Source organism: Thermogemmatispora carboxidivorans (assembly GCF_000702505.1).
Classification (GTDB): Bacteria; Chloroflexota; Ktedonobacteria; order Ktedonobacterales; family Ktedonobacteraceae; genus Thermogemmatispora; species Thermogemmatispora carboxidivorans.
This window is the reverse complement of sequence record NZ_JNIM01000001.1, coordinates 2,467,467-2,481,935: the sequence shown is the minus strand read 5'-3', so window position 1 is coordinate 2,481,935 and position 14,469 is coordinate 2,467,467. Positions and strand designations below refer to the sequence as shown.

At 61.6% G+C, this 14,469-nt stretch carries 7 protein-coding genes; 5 read left to right on the top strand and 2 right to left on the bottom strand.

Annotated elements, in window-relative coordinates; translation table 11 throughout:
- Positions 1-143: 143 nt before the first annotated feature.
- The 4 genes from N688_RS09605 (at position 144) to N688_RS09590 (ending at position 8,172) form a co-directional block, all read left to right on the top strand.
- Positions 144-1,715, top strand: coding sequence for a serine/threonine protein kinase (locus N688_RS09605; RefSeq protein ID WP_052889081.1), 1,572 nt, complete (start codon positions 144-146; stop codon positions 1,713-1,715).
- Positions 1,716-2,079: 364 nt separating this feature from the next.
- The gene (locus tag N688_RS09600; protein WP_052889080.1) at positions 2,080-4,281 is read left to right on the top strand and encodes a methyl-accepting chemotaxis protein; all 2,202 of its coding nucleotides are present in this window, start codon (positions 2,080-2,082) and stop codon (positions 4,279-4,281) included.
- Between the two features lie 25 nt (positions 4,282-4,306).
- On the top strand, positions 4,307-6,112 hold the full coding sequence (locus N688_RS09595; protein WP_052889079.1) for an ABC transporter substrate-binding protein: 1,806 nt from the start codon (positions 4,307-4,309) through the stop codon (positions 6,110-6,112).
- 116 nt (positions 6,113-6,228) lie between these two features.
- Positions 6,229-8,172 (top strand): methyl-accepting chemotaxis protein, encoded by a 1,944-nt coding sequence (locus tag N688_RS09590; protein ID WP_052889078.1) that lies wholly within the window; start codon positions 6,229-6,231, stop codon positions 8,170-8,172.
- Between the two features lie 119 nt (positions 8,173-8,291).
- Here N688_RS09590 and N688_RS09585 read toward each other — a convergent pair whose 3' ends face one another.
- Together N688_RS09585 and N688_RS09580 are read right to left on the bottom strand one after the other, a co-directional pair.
- Positions 8,292-9,863, bottom strand: a complete 1,572-nt coding sequence (locus N688_RS09585) for a glycoside hydrolase family 43 protein (protein WP_052889077.1) — start codon at positions 9,861-9,863, stop codon at positions 8,292-8,294.
- 142 nt (positions 9,864-10,005) lie between these two features.
- Positions 10,006-12,285: a glycoside hydrolase family 3 N-terminal domain-containing protein gene (locus N688_RS09580; protein ID WP_052889076.1), complete on the bottom strand. Its 2,280-nt coding sequence runs from the start codon at positions 12,283-12,285 to the stop codon at positions 10,006-10,008.
- A 293-nt stretch (positions 12,286-12,578) separates the two neighbouring features.
- Here N688_RS09580 and N688_RS09575 point away from each other — a divergent pair, with 293 nt between their 5' ends.
- Positions 12,579-14,366: a glycosyltransferase family 39 protein gene (locus N688_RS09575; RefSeq protein ID WP_052889075.1), complete on the top strand. Its 1,788-nt coding sequence runs from the start codon at positions 12,579-12,581 to the stop codon at positions 14,364-14,366.
- Positions 14,367-14,469: the final 103 nt, after the last annotated feature.

Sequence of the window (14,469 nt, the reverse complement as noted above, 5' to 3'; positions counted from 1 at the left end):
CTCTCCCTGCCAGCGAGCTAGCCATTGTAGCGCGTGTTCATGACAGTGGCGCGACGGGAGTGTTATAATGCAGCGGGGCCTCATGGGGCGCCGCCTCTCCCTTATTCTTAGCCGAGCGATAACTGGAGGAAGAGAGAGCACTTATGATGATCGAAACCATCCCGCCGGGGACGATCATGCGTGGCCAGTACCGCATTGAGCGGGCCCTGGGCAGCGGCGGCTTCGGCCATGTCTACCTGGCAGTGGACCTGCGCAGCAATCAACCTTGTGCGGTGAAAGAATATCTGGTCACCGGTGCCAGTGGCCAGGCACAGCTCCAGCATGAGGCGCGCGTACTCAGCCGCCTCCACCATCCCCATTTGCCCAGCTTCATCGATGCCTTCAGCGAGCGCGGACGCTACTATGTTGTGCTGAGCTACATCGAAGGGCGCGACCTGACCGAACAGCTGCGCCTGGCCCGCCAGCGTGATGAGGCTATTCCTTTACCTGTGATTCTGGGCTGGCTGCTGGCGATCTGCGACGCCGTCCAGTTTCTCCACAGTCAGCAGCCGCCGGTGATCCATCGCGATATCAAGCCCGACAATATCCGCATCACGTCCGATGGGACCGCTTATCTGGTCGACCTGGGCAATGCGAAGGCAGTGGCTGACGGAGCACGCACGCTCTTCTTCGCCCGCCATCAAGGTACGCCCGGCTATGCTCCGCCCGAACAGTATCCCGGCGGGAGCGGCACCGACCCCCGCTCCGATGTCTATGCCCTGGGTGGAACACTGTATTTCGCCTTGACGATGCAAGAGCCAGCCAGCGTTTCGGCCCGCAATCAGGCGCTCCAGCAGGGACATGCTGGCCTGCCTTCGCTTCAGGAGCTGCTGACCCGTCTGCTGGCCGAAGAGAAGGCGGGCAAATCTTTCCGCTTCGAGGCCGCGCGCCCTTCGCGCGGGGCACGCATGCCGCGTCACGTAGCTCAGCTCGCCGTGCTCCCGCCGGAGATTCTGCAGCGACTCAATGCCATTATCCAGCGAGCAATGGCGCTCAAACCTACGGAACGCTATCAATCGGTGGCAGAATTCAAGGCCGAGCTGAGACTGGTCCTGGAGCACTTACAAGTAGCGCGCCAGGAGCCGCCTGCTCCTACCGCGGAGAGAGGACGCGCAGTTGATCCTCATAAGACGCAGCCAGATCTGCCCCAGCTCTACGAGGATCTGCACCAGCAGGCCCGCACCAGCACACCCGGCGTTAGCTGTCCAGTCTGCCAGATGCCACTGGCCTCTTCTCAGCCAGGCTGCCCTCGCTGCGGCTGGAGCAACCCCCAGGCCGCAGGTGCTTCGATCCGTTCGCCACGCGCCGGCAGTCTGACCAGCCAGGGGCAACCACAACGCCTGGTGCTTCCTTCAACTCGCGTTCAGGCCGCTTCCCCAACGGCCCCCCCAGTCGTCAGCGACGCCAGCGGCCAGGCAGGATCAATACGCCCACGGCGCAGATCTGCTGCTGCCTCCGCTGCCCCCCCTCAAGGATGGCCGCTCTCCCTGCCCGAGAAGGGCCTGAGCTTGCGGACGGCGATCCTGTTGACAGCCATTGCTCTGGCAGTGCTGCTTCTGGTCTTTGTCTTCCTCTTCCTGATTGCCTCCGCCCACAGCGCCGGCAGCCTTCCGCTCCCCCTGCCCGGCGCCCTCCTCCTATTACCACTCCAGCCCCCCCTCCCCCCGCGCGGCTGACGACCGCTGCCTCATCAGCAGACCAGGCTTCCCCCCCCTCGCCCACCACTCTCCCCCTCTACAACGTTGCCCACACTGCGCATACCACGGCTCGCGCTCCTCGCCGGAGCATGAGTCCTGTCTTTGCACTATAGATCGATTTCTGATATTGTTACGGTACCGGTACCGTAACAATGTAGAGAAGAATGTCGGTAAGAAATTCAGGTGAGTAATCGACCATTTAGGAATTCTATGACTACTGGTATTGTATACTTAGCTCAACATCGCCGGCAGCGTTTGATGTCATGACCCATGACCGCGTGTGGTCCTGCAAGCAGCAGAGAGAGGCGCGACGGAGCCGAGCGCAAGAGAGGAGGCCAGGAAGATGCCGAGATGGATCAGTAACACGCCGATTTCCCTACGGCTCTTTGCTACCTTCGCCTGGGCAACCATCATCCCCTTTATTGCTATTGTCTTCCTCAGCAGTATCTACTTTCATGCCCTGGAGTCGGGAAGGCAAGCGGTCTTGATTAGTAACCAGACCATCAAGATCACCACCACCGAGCTAGCGCGTCTGCAGAGCATGCATGCTCTGCTTGTGGCCCTCCTACCAAGTGTCACCACCAATAGCACCAGCGACGCCACCGTGACGCGCGCCGAAGAAGAAGTCATTCTTCAGGTGCTCAGCATCGAAGGGAGCTTTGATGTTGACAGTGTGGCTTATCAGGAACAATACCAGCTCGCCACCGCCCCGGCGATGGCCGACATTCGGCAGATTCTGCTCGATAATGACCCGCACACCCCCATTATTCGCGAGCAACAGCAGCTACTGGACCTTATTTTGGAGCATCAATGGCCCCAGTACAAGGCCGCGCAGGATGACCTTTTGATCGGCCTCGACACGCGCATGCCTCTGGCCCAGGCCGCCAAGCTCCTCCAGAAGGCTGATCAGCTCTATACCCCGCTGTTAGCAAGCTGGCAACGCATCGTAGACATTGCCGAGCGAGTCAATACTGAGGTTGTGCGCGTTGGTCCTTCGCAGACCGTCCCGATGTTGATTGGAACGGTAACCGCTATCCCCCTGTCCATGCTCTTTGTCTTCACGATTGGCTACCTTGTCAACCTGACGATCAGCCGCCCTCTGCGCCAGCTCATCCAGCTGACCCGACGCATTAGCGCTGGCGATACGATGGCGCGCGCCAGGCTAAGCGGGCGCGACGAGATCGCCCACGTAGCCGCCTCGATGAATACCATGCTCGACACCATTGTCCAACTGATGGAGAACACCCAGCAGCAGCGCGATCTCCTGCAGACGCGCATCGGGAACCTGGCGAGCGAAGTAAAGGGAGTTGGCGAGGGTGATCTGCGCATCCGCGCCGATGTGACCGGCGATGTGCTGGGCGTGCTCGCCTCCTCTTTCAACTATATGATCAGCGAGCTGGAGGGGCTGGTGCTTCGTATCAAGCAGGTGGCCCGCGAGGTAGAGACCTCTACCCGGCTGACTCTGGAGCAGATGACCCACCTCAGCCAGATCGGGGAATTTCAGATTCAGCAGATCAGTGAAGCAGCAGGCGGCGTGGAGCAGATGGCCCTGGCAAGTCAGGAGGTAGCGCAGCTTGCCCAGATTCTCGAAGGCATCGCCCAGGACACGCAGCGTAGCGCTACTGGCGGACATCAGGCCACCTGGGACGCGATCAATCGCCTCGGTCATATTCACGCCCATGTGCAAGCAACGACACAGCGCGTGCGCAGCCTCGGAGAGCGTTCGCAGGAGATTAACGATATCGTGGAGGTCATTTTCAGTCTGGCCTATCAGACTCATCGCCTCGCTCTCGATTCGGCTATCCAGGCGGCGATGGCCGGCGAGGGACGCAAAGAGTTTGGCACGGTAGCCGTGCGCATTCGGCGGCTGGCTGAGCAGGCCAAGCTGGAGGCCAATAACATCGCGCGCATTGTGCGCAGCGCTCAGGAGGATATTGCTGAGGCGGCGACTTCTATGGAGCGCACCCAGCGCGAGACCACGCTGGAAAGCAAGGTCTCTCAGGATGTCGAGCGGACCCTGGAGGGCATTTTTGCCACCGTTGAGCGCCAGGCCCGTGATATCGCCGATATCACCAGCCTGGTGACCAGACAGATGGAGCTGGCCACGGCAGCAGTCCAGATTATGCAGTATGTGGCCGATCTGACGCAAACGAACAAGGCCCGGCTGAGTGAGGCCACTCATCATATGCAGCGTCTGGCCTCGTTGGTTGAGCATCTGCGAGTCTCTGTCGATGCCTTCAAGGTCTCGCGCGAGCAGTCAGCTGCAGCTACTCCGATCTCGGTTGCAAGTGAGCGTCGCAGCCTGACAACAACGGGTTCGATCTCCCCACTTGGCTCAGGTACGCGGCCTGTCAGTGCCTCGCTTGGCCAGTCTCAGCCTGGGTTGCTCCCTCTCCCGCCCCAGGCCCCTTTACCTCCCGCTGGAGCGGTGACCCCTCTGCCACCGACAGGGCTCGCTGGGTCCAGCCCTCACACCCCTTTGCCTTCTTCTCAGTTGTGGGTCCCGCAGCCGCCACAAGCACCCGATGGTGAGTCCTATCAGTAGGATCTGATGTCAAGGAGGATGCACCATGCCCATCGCTGTCCCTGCTCATGCTCGCCCTACCTGCCAGTCGCATCGTCTTACACTCTCTCCCAGGGGCAGCTCCTCGCCTGGCCCCTGCCCGCTCTGGGAGAGGCAACACCGTGACAGGCGTCAGCTCTCACTGGCCCTCTGGCTCTTGACGCTGGCTGTGGCGCTGCTGCTGGTGATGACAGCTTGTGTGCCTGGCAGTATGCCCGGCAGTAGCGCCCAGCCAGGGTCGCAGATCAAGTACGGAGGGGCTTTGACCATTGTGCCCGGCCCCTATGGACGCTTCCAACGCTTCTTCAATCCCTTCGCCGCCGATAATTCGACGCTCAGCGGTACCAAAGGGATGATCTACGAGACCTTGCTCTTCTTTAATCAGGAGACCGGGCAGGTGAAGCCCTGGTTAGCGACTGGCTTCTCCTGGTCCAGTGACCTCAAGACGCTGACCTTCCAGCTGCGTCGCGGAGTCGAGTGGAGCGACGGTCAGCCTTTTACGAGCGACGATGTGGTCTTTACACTGAATCTGCTCCATCGCTTTCCTGCCCTCGATCTCCATAGCATCTGGACGACTGTTAAGGAAGTGGCAGCCCCCGATCCTTCTCGCGTGGTCGTGACCTTCAAGCAACCATCGTTTCCAGAGGAGTGGTACATCGGCGGCCAGACCTACATCGTGCCGCGCCATATCTGGGAGCACTTCAAAGATCCCGTCCATGAGGCTAATCCCAATCCAATTGGCACTGGCCCTTTTGTGCTGAAGTCGTTTGATCCGACGCTCTACATCCTGGAGCGTAATCCGCACTACTGGCAGCCTGGCAAGCCCTATATCAGCCAGCTGCGTTATCCGGCTTACGTCTCTAACGCCAGTGCCGATCTGCTTCTGGCCCAGGGCTCCATCGACTGGACTGGCCTCTTTAGCTCGAATCTTCAGAGCTTTGTGGGGCGCGATCCAGCCCACAATCGCTACTGGCTGCCACCTATCGCCATCGTCATGCTCTATCTCAATACGGCTCGCTATCCCTTTAATCTCCTCCCTGTGCGCCAGGCCATCAGTCTGGCGATCAACCGCGAGCGTCTCTCAAAAGAGGGGGAGAATGGCTATGAGCCACCGCCTCATCCAACGGGCATCGTCCTGCCTGCCTACCGCTCCTTCCTGGCTCCGCAGTATCGCTCGCTCTCGTTCCAGGTCGATCGGGCCCGGGCCATCCGCTTACTGGAAGGGGCCGGCTTTGTGCGGGGAAGCGATGGCATCTTTGTGGATCGTGAGGGCCGGCAGCTGGCTTTCAGTATGGAAGTCGTCTCCGGTTGGACCGACTGGGAGAAGGACTGCAAGTTGATGGCCCAGGATCTGGCCGCGATCGGCATCTCGGTCACTGTCAAGCCCCTCTCGCTCAATACCTATATCTCGGATCTGCAGCTAGGTTCCTTCGAGAGTGCGATCTCCTGGACCAATAGCGGCCCTTCTCCTTACTATCTGTACGATGCTTTGCTCGATAGCACTAACACGGCGCCGATCGGGAAATCTGCTCCCTCAAACTGGGAGCGCTGGAGCGATCCCACGACCGATCAGCTGCTGGCTCAGTATGCTCACTCGACCGACCCCGCTGTCCAGCAGCAGGCTCTCAATGGATTGCAGCGCATTATGGTGGAGCAGTTACCCTCGATTCCCTTGCTCTACAGCGTCAACTGGTACGAGTATACAACGGCCCGCTTTGTGGGATGGCCCGATGAGCACAACCCCTACGCCGTGCCTTCCCCCTATAGCTATCCCGATAATGAGCAAGTGGCTCTCGCTTTGCACCATGTCTGACTGCTCTGAGCGGTCCGAGTGATCCACGTGGTCCAAGCGGCCCACGTGTCTCATCCCGACCCAGGTCCCTGTGTTGAGGACGAAGCAATGCCGCAAAGCAAGAAGGGAATGTGAGCATGATGGTTTCGATGAGATGGATCTCGCAGGCGCCCATTGTGCGGCGCCTCTTCCTGGCAGCCATGTTGGTGGCGGTGATCCCGGGCCTCATCCTCTGGCTGCTCGGACGCGCCTATATCGATACGCTCAATGGCCGCAGCGAGGCGGTTCAGGTCAGTACTGACGCCGTCCACGTAGTCACCACGCAGCTGGCAAACTTACAACATATGCACGCCGACCTGATCGCGTTGCAGGCCCAGACCTTCGTATCAACGACGATCGCCGGGGCCCCCAACACGGATCTGGCCGCCCTGCGCCAGCGCCTGACTGCTGAGATCAAGACCCTGGAGTCGAGCTTTGCCCAGGGCCTGACAAGCTACCAGCGCAGTTACTTGCTGGCCACTTCACCGCAGATGACCCCTATCCGTACCTTGCTCGAGAGCGAGAGCAGTACCCGCGGTCTGGCCAGCGACCAACAGCAGACGCTGCAGCGTATCCTGTCAGGTGAGTGGGAGCACTACCTGCAGGCCCAAGATCGCGAGCTGGCTGCGCTGCAGTCCTCGAGCACGACAGGCAAGACAACCCAGCTGCTACAACAGGCCAATAGTGCCTATACCCCCCTGGAAAATGATTGGAAGCATCTTGTCGACCTCACGGAGACCGTAGGCGATAAGGTGGTCGAGGTCACTGGACCCCAGGCCACGCAGACGGCGATTGAGATCGCGCTGGCCGCCATCCTGATTATCACGGTTGTTTTGCTGGTCGGGACCTTTGTCTATTGGACGATTGCGCGCCCCCTGGGTCAGTTGGCTCGCCTGACGCGCCGTATTGCCCGTGGCGATACCAGTGTTCGGGCCTCGGTTTCGGGCCGTGATGAGATCGCTCTGGTGGCGCGCTCGCTCAATAGTATGCTCGACCATATGGTGCGCCTGATTCAGGAGATTCAAGCTCAGCGTAATGCCTTGCAGAAGCAGATTGAGGCCCTGGTGGGCGATGTCAGCGGGGTCAGCCAGGGTAACTTGAGCGGACGCGCTCGCATGACCGGCGGGACGCTGCAGATTATTGCCAATGCTTTTAACTACATGCTGGCCGAGCTGAGCAGCCTGGTCATGCGCGTCAAAGGGGCAGCACGCGAGGTGGCCATCTCGACGACCGTTGTGGTCGATGCCCTGGCCCGCCTGGTGGAAACGGGTGATCAGCAACTGCAACAGATTGCCCGCGCGACCCGCGAGATCGAGCATATGGCCTCATCGAGCCACCATATCGCCGATCGTGCCCATATGCTCCAGACAAGTACTCACGAGTCGCTCCAGCATGTGCGCCAGGGTCGACAGGCTGTTCAGCAAGTGCTTGAGGGGCTGAAACGTATCTATGAGAATGTGCAGGCCACTGCCACCAAGGTCGAGAAGCTCGATGAGCATTCGCGTGCCATTAACAGTACCGTCGAGGTGATCTCGGCCATTGTTGAGCAGACGAACCGCCTGGCCCGGGATGCAGCGACTCTGGTCGCCTACGAAGGGGAGTCGGTGCGCGGGTTCGGGGCCGTCGCGGCAGATATCCAACGCCTGGCCGAGCGTGCCAATAGTCAGGCTCGCTCGATCGTCCAGATCGTCGAGGGCGTGCGACAGGATATCAGCGCCGTGACCAGTTCGATGCGCACAACAGAGCAAGAAAGCGCCTCCGGGGCAGAGCGTGCTCAGGAGGCTGACTCCGCGCTGGAGACGATTTCAGCTGCTGTCGAGTTGCAGGCACGCGAGATTGAGCGTATTACGGATATGGCAGCCCGGCAGCTGCAAGCGTTTACGTCGATTGTGCAGATTATGCAGCGCCTCTCTCAGGCAACGCGCCAGATGAATGCGAACACGCGCCAGGCCTCACAGCATGTGGAGGCGCTGGCGCAGCGGGTCGAGTACTTGCGCCGCTCGGTTGAGGTCTTCCGCCTGCGCGAGGGCAGCACCGCCTGAGCAGGGCGGAGCCTTTGCCTGGAGAGAACGACGGTCGAGGTGGGACCAGCAAGGAGTGGAAGCTCAAGCCTCTGCTCCTCTGGTCCCGCGACTGGCCACGACCCGGTCGCTGATTTTATTCAGGAGGCAAAGTCTGGAGAGGGCAGGTACTCGAACCAGTCGAAGTCGGCGACTGTGGTACCAGTCCCCCCGTTGGTCGTCGCATAGAGGGCGAAGTAGACGCCGGTGAAGCCGCCGGCGATCTCTGACGCCAGATAGCGGGCTTCGCCCCGGACCAGCTCGCGCGCCCCTCCTTCGCCCTGGGAATACGAGAAGAGATAATGAGAGGAGGCGCTAAACGCCGGCTGCGTCGGCTGAATGGCTCTGACGCTCAGCGTGACCGGTCCGGCCTCCACCTGTTCGCGAGCGACGATGACCGCCAGGCCCCCAAGGCGCTGACGCACGATGACCCAGCGCCCCCCGTTCTGGCGGACGACGGCGATTTCATAGTGGTGCTTGCAGTTCATCCAGACAGCCAGGCCGGCTTCATGTCCCTCCTGCTGGGATGCAAATTCGAGTCGGGTGGACACGGTGCACTGCCCGTGCTCCTGCCGCCTCCCTACGAAGGCCACCCCAAAGCCTTGATCCAGCGTGGCAGCGTTCCCGAGCAGACGCAAGAAGCCTGGACGAGCGGTCAGCGACCAGCTGCCGGGCGGGGGCCAGCGCAGGAAGTTCCAGTCGAGGCCAAGGGTGGGCTGATCAAAGTCATCGCGCGTGGTGGGAGCAGGCCAGGGCACAGAGGGAAGCTGTGGCCCGTCAAGGGTGAGCCTGATCTGTCCCTTCTCACCGACGTGGGGCCAGCCGTCGCTGTCCCAGACCACTGGGGCGAGGAAGGTTTCTCGCCCTAGATGATGGAGTCCGGTGAAGGGCTGCGGCCTCACTCCCAGACAGACGAGCCACCAACTGCCATCTTGGGCCTGCACCAGGTCGGCATGGCCAGTGGCCTGAATCGGGCTGAGCAGGCTGCGATGACTCACAATGGGGTTGTGGGGACAGGCCTCCCACGGTCCCCACGGGGTTGGGCCACGGGCCAGTGTCTCCATGTGGCCGTAGGAGGTGCCTCCTTCGGCGATCATCAGGTAATAGCGACCAGCGATCTTATAGAGATGCGGCCCTTCAGGATAGGCGCCACCAGTGCCTCGCCAGAGGAGACGCGGCCCCCTCAAGAGCTTGCCTGTAGCCGGATCGATCTCACTCTGCTGGATAGCCTGCTCCTCACCCTCGGCGGTGCTTGTCAGATAGACACGGCCATCGTCGTCAAAGAAGAGCGACGGATCGATTCCCCCTTGCTCAAGCCAGACCGGATCGGACCAGGGACCGCGCGGGTCGCGGGCAGTGACGTAGAAGCTGCAACGCCCTCCTCTCTCTTCATACAGGTCCATGTTCGTGGTGACCAGGTAGAAGATGCCCTGGTGGAAGCGGATGGTAGGGGCAAAGATCCCGAGCGACGGCTCGCTCCGCGGCAGGGGAAGCTGCTCAGGACGGGTGAGACAGTAGCCAATGCACTGCCAGTGGGCCAGGTCGCGGCTGTGAAAAACCGGCACGCCAGGGACATATTCGAAGGAGCTGGTCACCAGGTAGTAGTCGTCACCGACGCGGCAGACGCTGGGGTCGGGATGGAAACCGGAAATAATCGGATTCTGTACCTGCATCGTCTCCCTCGCCTTCCGTAAGCTATCAGCAAACGCTGGCCTGAGCGCTGACCCCCTCTGGGGAAGCTGTCCCGAGGCTATCCCAGGACTGGGGATCAGCGCCCACGGGCTATACCATCGCTGGCTTTCTCTCTGAACAGGATCAGGAGTCGGCCCGACCGTCAGCCTGCACACTGAACTCGGCGTGCAAGGAGGCCAGCGACGAGCCGCCCACCCAAACGTCAAAGACGGACTCATCGAGAACAAAGGCCCCCGCTGCAGCGCTCCAGTAGCGCCGCGCCTCTGGTCCAAGGATGAAATGGAGCGTGCGTCTTTCTCCTGGGGCCAGGCTTACACGCTCGAAGGCCTTTAGCTCACGCACCGGACGGGCTGCCCGCCCATAGCGCTGATGCAGATAAAGCTGCGCCACCTCTTCGAGAGGACGCTGTGAGCGATTGTGAAGCACCACGCTGGCTTCCAGCGTATCGTGGAGGCCGATTGTGCGAGCGCTCAGTTGGAGATCGCTGTACTCCACCTCGCCATAGCTGAGGCCAAAGCCGAAAGGATAGAGGGGCGTGCTCTCCTCTTCCCAGTAACGCAGACCACTCGTCTGCGGCTGGTGCGAGCGCAAATGCGCATAGATCAAGGGCACCTGCCCCACGCTGCGCGGCCAGCTCACGGGCAGTTTTCCCCCAGGCGCTACCTCACCAAAGAGCAACCTGGCCACCGCATTGCCTCCTTCGCTGCCAGGGTGCCAGGCTACCAGGATGGCCGCCGTCCGCTCAACCACCCGACGCAGGTCAAGAGGCCGGCCACAGAGCAGCACCAGAACCAGCGGCGTCCCAGTCTCGGCCACCGCTTCCAACAGCTCCAACTGACGGCCCGGCAGATCGAGCGTTGAGCGCGATGCCGCTTCACCACTCATGTCCGCCGCCTCGCCCAGCACGAGCACGGCCACATCGGCAGAACGGGCCAGGGCAATAGCTCGCTCGAACTCCGCCCGCTCATCAAATGGCGGCTCCCCCGCTAGGGAAGAGTCGGCAGCGAGCTGGTCGAGAGCCGCAAACGGCGAGGGAATAGGTCGGGTTGGCAGCGGCACCCCCGGCGCATAGTCGACCTGCAGAGTGGGGCCTGCCATCTGCTGGAGTCCCTCCAGCAGGGTGACCGTACGCTCCAGATCCGGTACAAACACCCACGGACCAAGGGTCGCCCGCTTATCCACCGCCAGCGGCCCAATGACAGCCAGCCGGCGCAGCGCCGCGCGATCGAGGGGCAAGATCCCCTCATTGCGCAGTAGTACCGCCGAGCGCTCAGCAGCCACACGCGCCAGTTCACGGTGAGCAGGCGCTCCCAGGACCAGGCTGGCACGCGCCTCGTCGACATACGGTTGCTCAAAGAGGCCCAGACGGAACTTGAGGGCCAGCACCCGCCTCACCGCCTCGTCGAGCAGACGCTCGTCAACCTGGCCAGCCCGCACCACCTCCGGCAGCGTTGCAAAGGCCGCCGGGCGTGCCGCCGGACCAGTCTCGCCCGCAAACTGCACCCCCAGGGACATCTCCATATCCAGGCCAGCCTGCAGCGCCCGCAGAGCCGCGTCGCGATCGTCGCGCGTCAAACCGTGGGTGGTCAGGTCGATCACCGCATTGGCGTCGCTCACCACAAAGCCTCGGAAGCCCAGTTCGTTTCGTAGCACCTCAGTGAGCAGCCGGCGATCTGCCGCCGCTGGCACCCCATTGATCCCCACATAGGAACTCATGATGTTTTCTGCTCCCGCCTCCACTGCCGCCGCAAACGGCGGCAGATAGACGTTTCGCAGCTCACTCTCAGAGAGATTGACTTCATCGTAGTCGCGCCCGCCAAGCGCCGCCCCATAGCCAACGAAGTGCTTCGGCCCCGCCAGAATACGCTCGGCTGCTCCAGCTCCCTCACCTTGAAAGCCACGTACGTGAGCAGCAGCCAGGCGCGCCCCCAGATAGGGATCTTCGCCGGCCCCCTCGACGATGCGGCCCCAGCGCGGATCACGAGCAATATCCACCATTGGAGCAAAGGCCCAGTGAATACCAACCGCCCGCGCCTCACGTGCCGCCACCGTCTGCACCTGCTCAACCAGCGTCGGGTCCCAGGAGGCCGCCAGCCCGAGCGGCACGGGGAAGATGGTGCGCAGGCCATGAATGACATCGAAGCCGAAGAGCAGCGGGATACCAAGGCGACTCTCTTCAACCGCAAGACGCTGGAGTCGATTGATCTGAGCCGGGTCGGCCACAAACAGCAGGCTCCCGACCCGCCCGGCGCGGATCTCCTCCTCTACAAAGGCGCTCTGGAGCGTGAAGCCTGGAAAGTAGAAATACTGCGTGAGTTGCCCGGCTTTTTCTTCAAGGGTCATCGAGGCCAACAGCGCATCGATCCGTTGTTGGACCTGCCCAGCGTGTTCATCTCGGCTCATGGTCAGCTTCTTCTCCTCCGTCATCAGCCTTGATACGAGACAGTATAGCTGAATTGGCCCGCCAAAATCTCGCGGTCGCCCCCAGTCAATCACCCCCGCCTTGCCTCGCTACGGTCAAGCTGGGAGACAAGGAGAGCAATCCCGCTAAGGCCAGTATTTTTTGTCCAACCGTCTAGGCAACATATCACCCGTCATCTAGAATGGAGCCACCTGAAGTAGTGAGCCAAAAGGTGAGTCCTGCCTCCGGACCAGACAGGCAGGTGTTGCCCGCCTCTTCTCTCGAGAGAGAAACGATGGCTTCTTTGTCGATCTTGCGCATCCAGCAGTGGAGAGCAGCGCGTCTGATCGCCGCTCCAGCCCTCGTCGTCACCATGCTGGGAATACGCCTGGGTTTCAGCCTTGCTGGCTGGCCCGGCACCGACAGCGAGGAAGGGACGATGGGGTTGATGGCCCTCCATATCGCTCGCGGCCAGGACTGGCCTATCTTCTATTATGGGCAGAACTATATGGGAGCCGGCGAAGCCTATGTGGCCGCCGTCTTCTTTCGCCTCTTTGGCGCTTCCTTGCTTTCACTGCGCCTGGCCATGCTGGTCTTTCTCCTCCTTTTCGCGCTCGCCCTCTACCAGCTCGCACGACTGCTCTATGGGCGCCTGGTGGCCCTCCTCTCGCTGGCCCTCCTCTGTCTGGCACCTCGCTATATCTTGACGCCCGAAATGCGCGCCGTTGGGGGGGCCGTAGAGACGCTGGCTTTTGGCACTCTGGCCATGCTCCTGGCGACCTGGCTGGCCCAAACTCAACCGGCAGAGCCAAGAGCACCCTGGGTCCGGAGCGGGAGCCGTCTGCTGGCTTCTTTTGCCTGGGGATTGGTGGCGGGCCTGGGCCTGTGGAGTCATTGGCTCGTCCTGCCTTTCCTCTGCTGCTCAGCTATCTTACTGGTCCTCTTTAGTTGGCGCGAGTGGTTGAGGCGCCCGGCCCTGCCCTTACTCCTGCTGACCGGTCTGGCACTCGGCGCCTTCCCCTTAATTCTCTATAACCTGCAGGCTCCCCCCGGCCAGGATTCGCTCAGCATTTTCCTGGCCCTTTACAGTCAGAACCGCTACCCCGGAGTTCCCCCCACGGGCCTGCAGCTCTGGCTCAAGAAGCTGGCCGGCACTTTTCTTTACAGCCTCCCCCTGGCGACCGGCATGACCCCAACCTGCCCTTTGGAAGCACTGCCCTTCTATGGCTGGAAGCACGGAGAGAGCCTGAGCTGCGCTGCACTCTATGGCGGCTGGAGCCTGGCCTACCTCTCCCTTCTGGCCAGCGCTCTCTTTCTCTCCCTGCGTCCGCTCTGGAGGCTCCGGCTGTTCTCGCAAGAAGGCTGGCCTCTGCAACGAGCAAAGCGAGAGCGGCTGGCCCTGCATGCCAGTCGCCTGCTTCTGCTGCTCGCAGGCCTCATCACCCTGCTGAGCTACACCTCCAGCTTGACAGCAGCACAGCGCCCACAGAGCATGCGCTACCTGGTGGGCCTGCTGATCGTAACGCCAGCCCTCATCTGGCCTCTGGTCGCTCTCCTTCAACAGAGCCTGCGCCCCGTCACCACCCACGCCCTCCAGGGCCAGGACCGGCCACCAACGCTCACACCCACAGCTGACCGCGCCCGTGCCCAGTGCCTGCTCGCCGGAACGATGCTAACGCTGCTCTTCCTGGCCTTTCTGGGGGGGACACTGGCTAACTTCGCTGACATCCCCGCTGCCACCACCCGTCAGCAGCAATACGTCGATCTGGCAATCACCCTGGCGCGTTGGGACATTCACCACGTCTATTCCGGCTACTGGATCTGCGACCGCCTGACCTTCGTGAGCCAGGAGCAGGTGATCTGCGCTACCATCAATCCCTGGCTGACGCGCAATGACCTGGTGCGCTACCCACCCTATTACGAGGAAGTCAGTGCTGACCCCCAGGCCGCCTATCTTTTCAGCGACGCCCAGAATGGAGAGTTCCCTTTGCTCAGCAGTCAGGCCCATCTCCTTACCAGCCGCCACTACCAGCGTGTGAACCTTCCTGGCTTTGTGCTCTATCTACGCCAGGGACGACCCTGACCAGGCTTGCTCGTCCCCGTCCCCCCGCCGCAGGTCAATTTATGGCGGGGAGAAAGTCACAAGGGGGCTGCCTTTTCTGAGTGAAATAGGGTATCATTAGGGG